Genomic DNA, 13,939 nt, shown 5'->3' with positions numbered 1-13,939 from the left:
GGTACGGCGCTCTGGGCACAGGTGGTTCCCAGGCGCGGGCGCGGATGGTGGTTGCCGAGTTGCGCCGCTTGGTCGGGGCCGCCTCGCGAGGTTCGGGTGTACCTCGTCGGTCAGGTCGCGGTGCGTGGTGTACCGACCGACAGGTAGTCCTCGCTACCCGCTCACGCAGTACCGCCCGGACCCGCTGGCCGGCGGCCCGAACCGGCGACCACTACCTGTCGCTCGGTACAAGACACCCCGACGCCGGGCACCCCTCGCCCCGGGGCCACGCGGAGGGGGCAGCCTGAATTGGCGGAGGGCAGCCCCTCAGTTGCCCCTGAGAATCTGAAGCGGCAACCCACACGCCGCGCGGGTCAACCAATTCGAGGGGGATCGCGGCGACCGGGTTGATCAGGTGCGCGGTGGTCGTGCTGATCCGGGGAGTAGGCGTCGGCGGACGGAGAGTGACCTGGGCTTGGGTGGAACGGCGTACGGGAAGCTCTTCAACTGCCGTTGGTTGACATCAAACCCGTAACGCGGGAAGGCGGCGCGCCTGAGATCAGTCCCGGATGTCGGAGGCGCGCCGTAGGGTGGGTGATGTGAACCGGCGAATCTTCGGTCTGGAGAACGAGTACGGCGTCACGTGTACCTTTCGCGGTCAGCGCCGACTGACCCCCGATGAGGTGGCGCGGTACCTGTTTCGGCGCGTCGTGTCCTGGGGGCGGAGCAGCAACGTCTTCCTCCGCAACGGGGCCCGGCTCTACCTCGACGTGGGCTCCCACCCGGAGTACGCGACCGGTGAGTGCGACTCGGTCACCGACCTGATCGCGCACGACAAGGCGGGTGAGCGGATCCTCGAGGGTCTGCTCGTCGACGCGCAGAAACGCCTGCACGACGAGGGCATCTTCGGCGACGTCTACCTGTTCAAGAACAACACGGACTCGGCCGGCAACTCCTACGGCTGCCACGAGAACTACCTGGTCAGCCGGCACGGCGACTTCGCCAAGCTCGCCGACGTGCTGATCCCGTTCCTCGTCACCAGGCAGCTGATCTGCGGTGCCGGCAAGGTGCTGCAGACGCCGCGCGGCGCCGTGTACTCCGTGAGCCAGCGTGCCGAGCACATCTGGGAAGGCGTTTCCAGCGCGACGACGCGGTCCCGCCCGATCATCAACACCCGGGACGAGCCGCACGCGGACGCCGAGCGGTTCCGCCGGCTGCATGTGATCGTCGGCGACTCGAACATGTCCGAGACCACCATGCTGCTCAAGGTGGCCAGCACCGATCTGGTGCTGCGGATGATCGAGGCCGGCATCGTGATGCGCGACCTGACGCTGGACAACCCGATCCGGGCGATCCGTGAGATCAGCCACGACATGACCGGGCGCCGCGAGGTCCGGCTGGCCAACGGCCGCGAGGCCAGCGCGCTGGACATCCAGGGTGAATACCTCAACAAGGCCCGCGACTTCGTCGACCGCAGAGAACTCGGTACTCCGGCCGTCGAGCGCGCGTTGTCGCTGTGGGAGCGCTGCCTGAAGGCGATCGAGTCGGGCGACCTGTCCGGCATCGAGCGGGAGATCGACTGGGTGATCAAGTACAGGTTGATCGAGCGCTACCGCCAGCAGAACAACCTCGGCCTGGCCAGCCCGCGGGTGGCTCAGCTCGACCTGGCCTACCACGACATCCACCGGCCGCGAGGGCTCTACTACCTGCTCGAGCGCAAGGGCGCGGTCACCCGGGTCGTCGACGATCTGCGGGTGTTCGAGGCGAAGTCGGTGCCGCCGCAGACCACGCGGGCCCGGCTGCGCGGCGAATTCATCAAGCGGGCGCAGGAGCGCCGTCGCGACTTCACCGTCGACTGGGTGCATCTGAAGCTGAACGACCAGGCCCAGCGGACCGTGCTGTGCAAGGATCCGTTCAAGTCGCACGACGAGCGCGTGGAGAAGCTGATCGCGAGCATGTGAGCCGGCTGTACGTCCGCTGGGACGTTGCTGGGACCTCGCTGGATGTCGCCTGGTTGAGTAGTCGCGACGCTGCGTGACGTGACCGAACAGTGACTGAGGTTGCTGGGGTTGTGCTTGTCTGCGCAGGCTAGGGTGAACGCGTTCATCTGGCCGTACATCCAGGCGGGCCCGCCGAGACAGGGCCACGCCATGAGATTTCGAGGTGCTCGTTCGTGCGCAAGCTGTTGAGTCTGGTCGCTGTGGTGGCGCTGGGTGCGTCCCTGGCCGCCTGTGGCTCCAACGATTCCAAGGCCGGAGACGGTTTCGGCAAGGCTGGGGTCAAGGTGACCGAGTCGTTCGGCAAGAAGCCGACCGTCACCCACCGCGACGGGGCTCCCGACACCTCCCTGGTGACCGAGGTGCTCTCCGAGGGCAATGGTGCCGAGGTCAAGAAGGGTGAGCTGCTCACCGCGAACTACCTCGGCCAGATCTGGCGTGACGGCAAGGTCTTCGACAACTCCTACGACCGTGGCGCGCCGTCGTCGTTCCCGATCGGCGTCGGCGGTGTCATCTCGGGCTGGGACGAGGGTCTGGTCGGCAAGAAGCTCGGCAGCCGCGTGCTGCTCTCGATCCCGGCCGACAAGGGCTACAAGTCGCAGGGCAACACCGAGGCCGGCATCAAGGGCGACGACACTCTGATCTTCGTCGTCGACCTGGTCAGCGCCGCCGCCAACGACACCAAGCTGGACGCCGACCCGGTCGCCGCGCCGGCCACCAAGTTCAAGGTCACCGGTGAGCTGAACGCCGAGCCGAAGGTGACCGTCCCGGCCGGCACCAAGCCGCCGGCGAAGCCCGGCAAGCCGGTCGTCATCGCCACCGGCAAGGGCAAGCCGATCGAGAAGGCCAGCCAGCTGATCGGCCGCTACGTGGTCTACGACTACACCGGCAAGAAGCAGGCAAGCACCTGGGATGGTCAGCCCGCCTCGGCGACCGCTCCGGCCCAGCCCGGCGCCCCGACCGACCAGCTCCAGGTCGGCCCCGGCCCGACCGGCCAGACCGGTGCCCTCGACGGCCTCGCCGGCATCCCGATCGGAAGCCGTGTCCTGGTTGAGCTCCCGGTCTCCAAGGACGCCAACAACAAGCCGGTCAACGCCTTCGCCGTGATCGACATCCTCAACGCGTTCCCGGCGCCGAAGGCGCAGTAAGCAAGACCCCAAGGCGGTCGGGTGCCGAAGGCAGTTGCCTTCGGCACCGACCGCCTTCTTTCTTTCAACGGCACCGCGGGTTTCAGAGAGAGCTGAACCAACGGTTCGCTTCCAGGCGGAACATCAGCACCACACCGGTGATCACCGCGATCACCTGCACACTGCGGATCGCTGTGAAGGCCACGAAGCTCGGCGTCACATCGACTACGCCGGAGCCGCCGATCAACCACCCGGCCGTTGGGATCAGGAGTACTGAGACCCCAACGCCGGTGGAGGTATGTCCACCAGCCCGGCCGCGTACCGACCAGCTGCAGCCGCCGCCTCGAAGTACGCGCGATCGCCGTCGAGATCCCGGCCCATCGTCGACAACTTCACCGGCGCCGCACCCAGTACGTCGTACAGGCCGTCGACGGAGACGCGCACGACCCTGTGCCGGGCCTTGAGGGGTTCGGCTGCGTCGCGCACCAGGTCCCCGAAGTCGCCCGCCAGATCCGGTACGACGACGTCCGCCGGCTGCAGGGCGACCCGGCCGTACGCCGTGAGGCTGTGGTGCGAGATGCCGCGGTGTCGCGGCCGCGGATCTGCCTCGGAGATCCGTAGGGACGCCACGGCTCGTCCGCCGAGGGTGCCGATCGCGTTGACGGCTTCGCCCGACTGAACGCCGGAGAACCCCCAGCGAGTCCCCGTACCGAGGTTGCCGGGCCCCTGCGTCAGTACAACGAGCTCAGCCGCCAGCACGTGTACTGCGGTCAGCAGGCCGGTGTGGACCGTCACGGCCTCGCGGTCGCCGCCGTATGCCTGCCCGACGGTCACCGTCCCGCTCAACCAGCCCGCGTCCTTCAGAGCAGGCACAGTCCGCGAGAACGCCATCGGCAGCGCGCCACCATCCGTCATCACGTACACCACCCGCGTAATGGGCCGTGCCTCGTACACCCCAGCCAGTACCGCGGGCAGCGCGGAGTGCAGGTCTGCCACCACGACCGGCGTGCCGAACAGCTCATCGGCATCGCGCAGCACGTGGTGGTCCGGCGAGTCCTGCTCGTCCGCACCCAGCACCATCGACTGCAGCGGCGTGTACCGGGCCTTGACCAGGTGGCCGTTCTCCGGCGGATCCGCAGGCAACCGGTCCGGGATCGCCACAACCAGCGCGTAGCCGCCGGTCCCGAGCCCGCGGTCGAGTGCTCCCACGTTGAGGAGCACGCGGTCACCGACTACCGGCGACCCCACCAGATCCGGATACGCCAGGGCGCGCACCGCCTGGTCCCCGACCACCACGGCGAGCTCCTGTGCCCCTGGCCAACCCCGGCCGAGCCCGCTCACGACCCCTTCGCGCCACCGCATCACACGGTGACTGTAGCCAACTCCAGGCCACGCGAGCGCGCGTCCGAACAGGTGTTCGGCGCGGGGGGAGGACGATGCACTCCTGACCCCGTAAGGTGGTCGGGTGTCGGCGCGGAAGAGTGAGCGGCTGCTCAATTTGGTGATCTGCCTGCTGGTCGCGCGCACGTACGTGACCAAGGAGCGGATCCGCGAGGTGGTCGAGGGCTACGCGGCACAGACCGACGACGCCTTCGAGAAGATGTTCGAGCGCGACAAGGACGAGTTGCGCGACCTCGGCATCCCGATCGAGATGGGCACCATCGACAAGTTCTTCTCCGACGACGTGGGCTACCGGATCCGCCGGGATGTGTTCGAGCTGCCCGAGGTACACCTCGAGCCGGACGAGGCGGCCGTGCTCGGCGTCGCCGCGAGGGTCTGGCAGCACGCCAGCCTGGCCGAGGCCACCACGTCGGCTGTGCTCAAGCTGAAGGCCGCGGGGATCCAGACCGACCAGTCCGCGCTGAGCGCGATCGAGCCGCACGTCGGCGCTTCCGAGCCTGCCTTCGACCCGCTCTGGTCCGCGGTGGTCAGCCGCACCGTCGTACGGTTCGAGCATCGCCGCTCCGGGCTCGCCGAGCCGACCCAGCGCACCCTCGAGCCGTGGGGGATCGTCTCCTGGCACGGCCGGTGGTACGTCGTGGGCCGCGATCGGGACCGGGAGGCGACCAGGATGTTCCGGTTGTCCCGGATCGGCGGCAACGTGAAGGCGGTCGGCGGGCCCGGCGCGTTCACCGTGCCGGAGGGGACCGACATCCGCTCGCTCGTGTCCGAGCTGGCTCCGCCCCGGCCGACGTCCGAGGCGAAGGTCCGGGCCCGGACGGGGTCGTGTGTCAGCCTGCGCCGCCGTGCGAACGCGATCGAGCCATACGAGGACGGCTGGGACCTGCTGCAGGTGCCGTACGCCGATTCCGAGGTGCTGGCGGAGGAGATCGCGTCGTACGGACCCGATGCGGTCGTGGAAGGGCCCGGCGACGTACTGGACGGCGTCCTGCGGCGGCTGCGGACGATCGCTGGGGTGCCGCAGTGAGCCAGCGAAGCAGTAACTACAGCGAGCCCTGCTCATGCGTGACCGCCGCGGAGCGAGGTCAGGCATGAGTAACGCGCGGGACCAGGTTCAGCGGTTGCTCGCTCTGGTGCCGTACCTGCGGGAGAACGACGGCGCCCGGGTGGACGACGTGGCCGCGGAGTTCGGCGTCCGGCCGAAGCAGATCATCGCGGACCTGAAGGTCCTGTGGTTCTGCGGCCTGCCGGGCGCGCAGATGGGCGATCTGATCGAGATCGACATCGACGCGGCCGAGGGTGAAGGCGTCATCCACCTGAACAATGCGGACTACCTGGCCCGGCCGCTGCGGCTCGCTGCCGAGGAGGCGCTGGCGCTGCTGACCGCCCTGCGCACCCTGCGCGAGGTCACAGCCGGGCAGGACCGGGACGCGGTCGACCGGGCGATCACCAAGCTGGAGACAGCGGCGGGGGAGGGCGCAGCCGCCAGCGCGAACGCCGCCGCTCACGTGCACGTGGAGCCCGCCGATCCGGAGATCGCCGCGACGCTGAACCGGGCTCTGGCCGGCAAACGTCGGCTGCACCTCACGTACGACGTGCCGTCGCGTGACGAGACCACCGAGCGGGACGTGGACCCGATGCGGCTGGTCGTGTCGGAGGGCCGGACCTACCTCGAGGCGTGGTGCCGCCTGGCCGAGGACGTCCGCCTGTTCCGGCTGGACCGGATCGCCGCCGCCAAGCTGCTGGATCTGCCGAGCGAGCCGCCCGCGCAGGCGACGCCCCGCGATCTGTCGAATGGCATGTTCCAGCCGTCGGAGTGCGACCTGCTCGCGACGCTGCAGTTGGCCCCGCCTGCTCGCTGGGTCGCGGAGTACTACCCGACGGAGTCGGTCGAGGAAGGTCCGGGCGGTTCCCTGATCGTCAAGCTCCGCGTCGCCGATACCAGCTGGCTGCAGCGCTTGATCCTTCGCCTTGGTGGTTCCGCGACGGTCCTGGAACCAGCTGACCTCAGCGACCAGATCGCCGCCACCGCCCGCGAGGCCCTGTCGGCATACGACGACCCCCTCTAGCCGGTACTGCGCGCTCCCGCCGCCCCACGACCGCAGTACGGGCTGCTGCCGGGCGCGCCCGGTACTACGCGCCGCCGGCGGCTCGCAGTACGGGCTGTCAGCTCTGGGAGAGGGCTTTCTCCAAGGGGGAACGGAAACGCGGGGTGACCCGGACGCCGGCGAGCCAGGCGGTCCACTTGGCAGCTTCGGCCTCGATCGCGGCCGTGGTGTCCGCGCCGACGTCCTCCAGCAGCTTGAAGCGGACCTCACCCGAGTCCGGCTGACCCCAGCCGCCCACGATCCGGCCGTCCGCCCAGATCGTCGGGCCGACGTTGCCGGTGTTGTCGAAGATCTTGGCCTTGTGCTCGCCCAGGTACCAGCCGCGCTCCTTCCAGCCCATCGGGGTCGGGTCCAGCGCGGGCAGGAAGGCCACCCACGGCTCCACCTCGGCCTCGGGGGCCTCGTCACCCGGCAGCACGTAACCGATCGCACCGTCCAGATCCACCTCGACAGCATTGACCGCGGTCAGGGCCTTCCTCGTCTGGCCCATCGTCCACCCGGACCACCACTGGAGGTCCGCCGCGGTTCCCGGTCCGAAGGCGTTCAGCCAGGCCTGGGCCAGAGTCGCCCGGGCGCCGTCGGCCGGCGGCTTGATTCCCAGACCCCCCGGCAGCCACTTCTCCGCAGGCGACCACTGGTGCTGGCCGCTGAGCCAGGTGCCGAGCGGGCGACCTCGGACGATCCGCCCTTCGGCCGCGAGCTGGAAGAGCACTCTGCTGGTGACATACGGCTGGGCGGCATACGTCTTGCCCTCTGCCATCGCGAGGCGACTTCGCAGCCGCGGCTCGTCGGCGGAGAGCTCGTTGGCCGTGGCGGAACCGCGCAAGGTCAGAGCCGTCGCCGTGGACTCCTCGACGGCACGCAACCACAGGCCCGAGGCCTCGGCGTCGCCTGCGATCCCCGCCTCGGTCAGGTGTTTCACCAGCAACTGGCGCTGCTTGATGGCGATGTCGTCGGTGCAGGCGGCCTGGATCACCGGCGCGAAGGAGGTCGGCGCCACGAACACCGTGCGGCGCATGCCGAGCATCCGGATCAGCAGGCGGTCGTCGTACAGCGCACGCTCGGTGCCTGCGACGTCACTGCCTGGCACCCGGGCGGCTACAGACAGGTGCACGGTGGCTGGGTCGGTCGCGTGCAGCACGACGAGCGACTCGGCCGCCTGCACCGGATCCGCCGCCTGACATGACGGTGCCAGCCGGTGCCGCCGTCCGATCCTGGCCCGTCGCTCCTCGACCCCGATGTGCTCCATGTCGCCCCCCAGTTGTTGGTGTGCCACGTTCTTACCATTACGTTCCGACGACCGTTGGTCCACAGGACGACCGCGGAGCCGTGACTCGGTGGATGAACCGGATAGGCTCCTGGGTATGTACTGGTTCCTGCTCTTCCTCGGTGTGGTGGCGGTGTGGCTTCTGGTCCTCGCCCTGCTCGCCAAGAAGCTGTGGGGCCAGGGCAAGGCGCTGACGCGTGAGTTGGCCGCCGCCCAGTCCAAGCTCGAGGCCGCGCAGTCCGGGGCCGGGTCCGCCCGGGCCGGGCAGGATGCGCGAAACTGAGCGTAGTATCGGCCCAGTTCTCACAGTTGAGCCACGAGTACAGAAGTTTGTGAAAGGGAGATCGTCATGGTCACGCTCCTCGGTATGCCCCAGGGCGCGGAGTGGCTCGTCATACTCGCGATCGTCGTGCTGCTGTTCGGATCGGCCAAGCTGCCGGCCCTGGTGAAGCAGCTCGGCAAGTCGAAGAAGATCTGGGAGGAAGAGGTCGGCCCGGGCCGCAAGAAGGGCGACGAGCTGACCCAGGGCGTGCAGGAGCCGGCCCAGCAGGTCAACCCTCCGGTGCAGGCGCCCAGCCAGCAGCCCGCGCAGCAGCCGAACCAGGTGAACGGCCAGGCGCCGGGCGACGGCCTGCCGCCGACGCACACGGCCAACTGAGCCTCGCGCACCACCTGTGACGCTTGTGAGGATCGGACGGCGGAAAGAGCGTCTTCCGAAGGACGACGAGGGTCGGATGACCCTGCGCGAGCACATCACCGAGCTGCGCAACAGGCTGCTCATCAGCGTGCTCGCGATTGTGATCGGCACTGTGCTCGGCTGGATCTTCTACAACGACGCCTTCAAGTTCCTGACCCAGCCGTTCAACACCAGCGTGGCCCAGCTGGCGAACGAGCACGGCAAGACGCCGATCCTCACCTTTCCCGGTGTCGGCGACGCGCTGACCTTCCGGATCAAGATCTCGGCGTTGTTCGGTCTGGTGCTGGCCGGACCGGTCTGGCTGTACCAGCTGTGGGCGTTCATCGCGCCCGGCCTGCACCGCAGCGAGCGCAAGTGGGCGATGGTCTTCTCGGCCATCGCGACTCCGCTGTTCGCGGGCGGCATGGCGGTGGCCTACTGGACGCTGCCGAAGGGCATCGCGATCCTGATCAGCTTCACCCCGCTGGACATCCAGAACCTGATCGAGCTGCCGGCGTACCTGGACTTCGTGATCCGGACGATGCTGGTCTTCGGCGTCGCCTTCCTGCTCCCGCTGATCGTGGTGCTGCTGAACATGCTCGGCGTCGTGCCGGCCGCCGCCTTGGCGAAGTTCCGGCCGTACATCATCTTGGTGATCTTCGTGTTCGCCGCGGTTGCGACGCCGTCGGGTGACCCGTTCACGATGTGCCTGCTGGCGATCCCGATGTGTCTGCTGTTCTTCGCCGCCGAGCTGATCTCGCGGTTCACCGACAAACGCCGCGCGCGCAGGGCCGAAGAGTTGCTGGCCGACTGAGATGACGCGTCACGTCGCGCTGGTGGTGAATCCGACCTCCGGACGGGGCCTCGGCGCCCGGGTTGCCCCGATCGTCGCGAAGCGCCTGGAATCCGCGGGCCTCACCGTCACGCAGTACGAGACGACCTGCGCCGAGGACGTCGGCCGGATCTCGGCTGAGGTGATCGCCTCCGGCGCGGACGCGGTCGCCCTGGTGGGCGGCGACGGCACGATCCACCTGGGCGCGCAGGTGCTGGCGAAGTCCGGTATGCCGTTCGGCGTGATCCCCGCAGGGACCGGGAACGACTTCGCGCGCGGGATCGGCGTACCGCTCAAGGATCCGCAGGCGGCGGCCGACCTGATCGTCGCCGGCAACACCCGGTCGGTCGATCTCGCCACCGCGAAGGACGAGTTCATCACCACGGTGGTGGCCGGCGGGTTCGACTCCCTGGTGAACAAGCGCGCGAATGCGATGACCTGGCCCAAAGGCAACGCGCGGTACACCCTGGCGACGCTGGCGGAACTCCGCACGTTCAAGCCGCTCCAGTACGTCGTGACCGTCGACGGTGAGGTGATCGAGACCCGGGCAATGCTGGTCGCGGTCGGCACCGGCGCGACGTACGGCGGCGGGATGCAGATCTGCGCCGGCGCCGAGATCGACGACGGGCTGCTCGACGTGACGATCATCAAGCCGGTCTCGCGCCTGACCCTGCTGCAGATGTTCCCCAAGTTGTCCAAGGGGACCCATGTCGGCCACCCGATGATGCACACCCTCCGCGGCCGGACTGTCCGCCTGGAATCCACCGGCGTCACCGCGTACGCCGATGGCGAGATCCTCGGGGCTCTGCCCATCGACATCGGCATCGCCCCGGGCGCTCTCACCGTCTTCGCCTGACCCTCTCGGCCGCCCTCATCGGTTCAGATTTGTCGGTTACGCCATGAATTTCCGCCATCTCTGTTCGTCATCGAGGATGTCTGATAGGAAAGATTCCTAACAGATAGCCTCGACGCCCCTAAGAGGAGAGATCATGCTCAACCGTCGCAAGAAGTCCGGCACGAAAGTGGCCGGAATCCTGCTCGGGTTCACCGTCGTCGCCGCCCCGGCGACCGCGTTCGCCTCGCCGTACCAGCAGCACCAGGACGGCGGGTCCCCGGTCGCCAGGATCGCCGCTGTTGGTCTGGATGACCCGGCCAAGAAAGAGATCGCGATGAAGCTCGTGTCCAGCGCGGAGAACTCCTCGCTGGACTGGAAGGCGCAGTACAAGTACATCGAGGACATCGGTGACGGCCGCGGCTACACGGCCGGCATCATCGGCTTCTGCTCCGGAACCGGCGACATGCTCGAGTTGGTCCAGTTGTACGCGGACCGCAAGCCGGGCAACGTGCTGGCGAAGTACCTGCCGGCCCTTCGCAGGGTGAACGGCAGCGACTCGCACTCCGGCCTCGACCCGAACTACACCAGGGACTGGAAGACAGCAGCGGCGGACTCCGCGTTCAAGACCGCCCAAAACGACGAGCGCGACCGCGTCTACTTCAACCCTGCCGTAGCCCAGGGCAAGTCCGACGGCATCGGCACCCTCGGCCAGTTCATCTACTACGACGCCATCGTGATGCACGGCCCCGGCAACGACTCCACCAGCTTCGGCGGCATCCGCAATCGCGCACTGCAGAAGGCCAAGCCGCCGTCGCAGGGTGGCAACGAAACCACCTACCTGAACGCCTTCCTCGACGCCCGCGTGTGGGCGATGAAGCAAGAGGAAGCCCACAGCGACACCAGCCGCGTCGACACAGCCCAACGCGTCTTCCTCCGCAACGGAAACCTCAACCTCAACACGCCTTTGGACTGGAAGGTCTACGGCGACAGCTTCCACATCAGCTGATTCCCCAACTGGTGACGGCCCCCGCATCCCGATGGTCTGCGGGGTGTGGGGGCCGATGGATCGAGAGTTACGAGATCGGGCCATTGCCTCCACTTCTACTCATCGCGTCAGCGTTTGGTTCGGTGAGCACCTGATCGTGGTCCGCAGCTCCTGGACGCCGACAGAGCTGGCGGGGAAGACATAAGCAGAAGCGATCTGCTTATGTCGGGTGTACTGCCTTCCTGGCAGCTGGATTGCTGGGGAGAAGGGGCAGGACGCGGGAGTTGACTCAGACCTCGTCAGCGGTTGTTGTCGGTGGGCGCTGGCAGGGTGGGCCGAATTCCTCGCTTTGAGTTGAATAGTTATGCGGACTCCTGCATACTTAACCCATGTCCAAGGTGCTCACTCAGCTGCCCACCGGCGAACGCGTCGGGATCGCCTTCTCGGGAGGCCTCGATACGTCCGTCGCCGTCGCCTGGATGCGCGACAAGGGCGCTATTCCCTGCACGTACACGGCCGACATCGGGCAGTACGACGAGCCTGAGATCGACTCGGTGCCCGGTCGCGCCGGGGAGTACGGCGCGGAGATCGCGCGGCTCGTGGACTGCAAGGAGGCGCTGGTCGAGGAGGGCCTGGCTGCCATCACCTGCGGCGCGTTCCACATCCGCTCCGCGGGCCGGACGTACTTCAACACCACCCCGCTGGGGCGGGCGGTCACCGGCACCTTGCTGGTGCGCGCGATGCTCGAGGACAACGTCCAGATCTGGGGCGACGGGTCGACGTTCAAGGGCAACGACATCGAGCGGTTCTACCGCTACGGGCTGCTCGCCAACCCTCAGCTACGGATCTACAAGCCTTGGCTCGACGCCGATTTCGTCGCCGAGCTCGGTGGGCGCAAGGAGATGTCGGAGTGGCTGGTGGCCAACGGGCTGCCGTATCGCGACAGCACCGAGAAGGCCTACTCCACCGATGCCAACATCTGGGGTGCGACCCACGAGGCCAAGGTGCTCGAGCAGCTCGACCACGGTATGGAGATCGTCGACCCGATCATGGGCGTCCGGTTCTGGGACCCGGCGGTCGAGATTCCCACTGAGGACGTTTCGATCCGCTTCGAGCAGGGCCGCCCCGTCACCATCAACGGCGTCAAGTTCGACTCGGCCGTTGACCTGGTGAAGGAGGCCAACGCGATCGGTGGCCGGCACGGCCTGGGCATGTCCGACCAGATCGAGAACCGGGTGATCGAGGCGAAGAGCCGCGGCATCTACGAGGCTCCCGGCCTCGCGCTGCTGCACATCGTCTACGAGCGGCTGCTCAACGCGATCCACAACGAAGACACGATCGCGAACTACCACGCCCAGGGCCGACGGCTTGGCCGGTTGATGTATGAGGGCCGCTGGTTCGACCCGCAGGCGCTGATGCTGCGGGAGTCGCTCCAGCGCTGGGTGGGCTCCGCGGTCAGCGGCGAGGTGACGCTGCGGCTGCGGCGCGGCGAGGACTACTCGATCATGGACACCGTTGGGGCGTCGTTCAGCTATCACCCGGACAAGCTGTCGATGGAGCGCATGTCGGATGCTGCGTTCGGCCCGGTGGACCGGATCGGTCAGCTGACCATGCGTAACCTCGACATCGCGGACTCCCGGGCCAGGCTCGAGGAGTACGTCGGACTGGGCCTCATCGGCCCTGCCCACAGCGAGCTGATCGGAGCGATGCCGGCCGGCGGCGCCGACGCGATCGCAGCTCGCGGCGAGGCCCCCGACGACGAGGCCGACGCCCTGGACCGTGCCGCGATGGAGTTTGGCACCGACTGATCGACCGGACTGGCGGTTCCAGCTAGTCGGACGCTATGGCCGGCCACCGACAATCAGCGGTAGGTCGCGAGGGTGTGCTCCAGGGCTTGGTCGATGGGGGTGGGGTGGACGCCGAGCTCCGCCCGCTCTGGCTTTGCTCCATGTCCGTGCTCCTTCTCGGTGTCGCGCGCGGTCAGTGGATCAGTAGGCCCGGTCAGGCTGCCTCCGCAGAAGCAGTACGCCGATCGCGATCAACCACAACGCCCAGAGGTAGCTTCCGACGAGACCGCCCAGGTCCCAGACGGGGAAGCCGGAGACCGCGGTGGCGAGGATGTCGCCCTGGTTGGTCAGGTAGAACGCGCTGGCGACCAGGCCCAGCCAACCGGCCCAGGCGGGCAGCACCCGGGCGCGCAGGATGACGATGCTCACCGTGACCGACCAGCCGATGGCGAGAAGCTGTCCGAGGTGTTCGCCCAGCAGCGCACCGCCGTACTGGTGTTGCGCAGTCCAGGCCGCGGCGACCGCAGTACGGGTGCTGTCGCCACCGCTCAGGTAGGAGTCGGCCAACGCCGGTACTACGAACACCCAGCGTAGGAATCCGATCAGCGCCAACAGGACCGAGGCAGCGCCTAGGTAGGTGGCTACCCGCAGTGCGGCGTCGCCCCGTCGAGCCAACGCGGCGGGGAGCAGCAGGATCGGCACCGCCAGTACCGCGTAGGTCCAGGCGACCGCGAACCAGGTCCACACCAGACTCGCCCCACCGGCTGCGAACTCCGGCAACACCACGTTCGCCGGCTCGCGCAGAATGTCAGGCCAGTTGAACGTCATCGACAAAATCGTCGCCGCGACCGTGAAGGCCAACGTGGAGGCGATGAACAAACCGCCTGCCACCCGAGAGATGCTGAGCCTTGACCCAGCTGCCTGAACCGCCGCGGGGACCCGCCG

At 68.0% G+C, this 13,939-nt stretch carries 13 protein-coding genes; 10 read left to right on the top strand and 3 right to left on the bottom strand.

The window, feature by feature from the left end; translation table 11 throughout:
• The first annotated feature begins 578 nt into the window (after positions 1 to 578).
• Positions 579 to 1,940 carry a Pup--protein ligase gene (pafA, locus tag ABD210_RS04125; protein WP_344108874.1) on the top strand — a complete coding sequence of 454 codons (1,362 nt, stop codon included), beginning with the start codon at positions 579 to 581 and terminating at the stop codon, positions 1,938 to 1,940.
• Between the two features lie 212 nt (positions 1,941 to 2,152).
• Positions 2,153 to 3,124 carry an FKBP-type peptidyl-prolyl cis-trans isomerase gene (locus ABD210_RS04120; protein WP_344108872.1) on the top strand — a complete coding sequence of 324 codons (972 nt, stop codon included), beginning with the start codon at positions 2,153 to 2,155 and terminating at the stop codon, positions 3,122 to 3,124.
• 243 nt (positions 3,125 to 3,367) lie between these two features.
• Here ABD210_RS04120 and ABD210_RS04115 read toward each other — a convergent pair whose 3' ends face one another.
• Complete coding sequence (locus ABD210_RS04115) at positions 3,368 to 4,465, bottom strand: DUF3866 family protein (RefSeq protein WP_344108870.1); 1,098 nt, start codon at positions 4,463 to 4,465, stop codon at positions 3,368 to 3,370.
• A 103-nt stretch (positions 4,466 to 4,568) separates the two neighbouring features.
• Between ABD210_RS04115 and ABD210_RS04110 the strand changes: the two genes are divergently transcribed.
• Together ABD210_RS04110 and ABD210_RS04105 are read left to right on the top strand one after the other, a co-directional pair.
• Positions 4,569 to 5,531 (top strand): helix-turn-helix transcriptional regulator, encoded by a 963-nt coding sequence (locus ABD210_RS04110; protein ID WP_344108868.1) that lies wholly within the window; start codon positions 4,569 to 4,571, stop codon positions 5,529 to 5,531.
• Positions 5,532 to 5,595: 64 nt separating this feature from the next.
• Positions 5,596 to 6,573 carry a helix-turn-helix transcriptional regulator gene (locus ABD210_RS04105; protein ID WP_344108864.1) on the top strand — a complete coding sequence of 326 codons (978 nt, stop codon included), beginning with the start codon at positions 5,596 to 5,598 and terminating at the stop codon, positions 6,571 to 6,573.
• A gap of 97 nt (positions 6,574 to 6,670) precedes the next feature.
• On the opposite strand, the gene ABD210_RS04100 is transcribed toward ABD210_RS04105, so the two are convergent.
• A complete protein-coding gene (locus tag ABD210_RS04100; RefSeq protein WP_344108860.1) occupies positions 6,671 to 7,888 on the bottom strand; it encodes a winged helix DNA-binding domain-containing protein in 1,218 nt (405 codons plus the stop codon).
• Positions 7,889 to 7,976: 88 nt separating this feature from the next.
• Between ABD210_RS04100 and ABD210_RS04095 the strand changes: the two genes are divergently transcribed.
• The 6 genes from ABD210_RS04095 to argG all read left to right on the top strand — a co-directional run bounded on the left by ABD210_RS04095 (position 7,977) and on the right by argG (position 13,015).
• Positions 7,977 to 8,162, top strand: a complete 186-nt coding sequence (locus tag ABD210_RS04095; protein ID WP_344108858.1) for a hypothetical protein — start codon at positions 7,977 to 7,979, stop codon at positions 8,160 to 8,162.
• A gap of 66 nt (positions 8,163 to 8,228) precedes the next feature.
• Positions 8,229 to 8,537, top strand: coding sequence for a twin-arginine translocase TatA/TatE family subunit (locus ABD210_RS04090; RefSeq protein WP_344108856.1), 309 nt, complete (start codon positions 8,229 to 8,231; stop codon positions 8,535 to 8,537).
• Positions 8,538 to 8,613: 76 nt separating this feature from the next.
• Entirely contained in the window at positions 8,614 to 9,369 is a 756-nt protein-coding gene (tatC, locus tag ABD210_RS04085; protein WP_344108854.1) for a twin-arginine translocase subunit TatC, read from the top strand.
• A gap of 1 nt (position 9,370) precedes the next feature.
• Positions 9,371 to 10,243, top strand: a complete 873-nt coding sequence (locus tag ABD210_RS04080) for a diacylglycerol/lipid kinase family protein (protein WP_344108851.1) — start codon at positions 9,371 to 9,373, stop codon at positions 10,241 to 10,243.
• Between the two features lie 133 nt (positions 10,244 to 10,376).
• Positions 10,377 to 11,228 (top strand): chitosanase, encoded by an 852-nt coding sequence (locus tag ABD210_RS04075; protein WP_344108849.1) that lies wholly within the window; start codon positions 10,377 to 10,379, stop codon positions 11,226 to 11,228.
• A 368-nt stretch (positions 11,229 to 11,596) separates the two neighbouring features.
• A complete protein-coding gene (argG, locus tag ABD210_RS04070) occupies positions 11,597 to 13,015 on the top strand; it encodes an argininosuccinate synthase (RefSeq protein ID WP_344108847.1) in 1,419 nt (472 codons plus the stop codon).
• Between the two features lie 180 nt (positions 13,016 to 13,195).
• On the opposite strand, the gene ABD210_RS04065 is transcribed toward argG, so the two are convergent.
• Positions 13,196 to 13,885 (bottom strand): DUF4386 domain-containing protein, encoded by a 690-nt coding sequence (locus tag ABD210_RS04065; RefSeq protein WP_344108845.1) that lies wholly within the window; start codon positions 13,883 to 13,885, stop codon positions 13,196 to 13,198.
• Positions 13,886 to 13,939: the final 54 nt, after the last annotated feature.

This window comes from Kribbella alba (assembly GCF_039529635.1).
GTDB classification, from domain to species: Bacteria; Actinomycetota; Actinomycetes; order Propionibacteriales; family Kribbellaceae; genus Kribbella; species Kribbella alba.
Note: the sequence above shows the minus strand (reverse complement) of the source record. Positions and strands in the feature narration are given on the sequence as shown.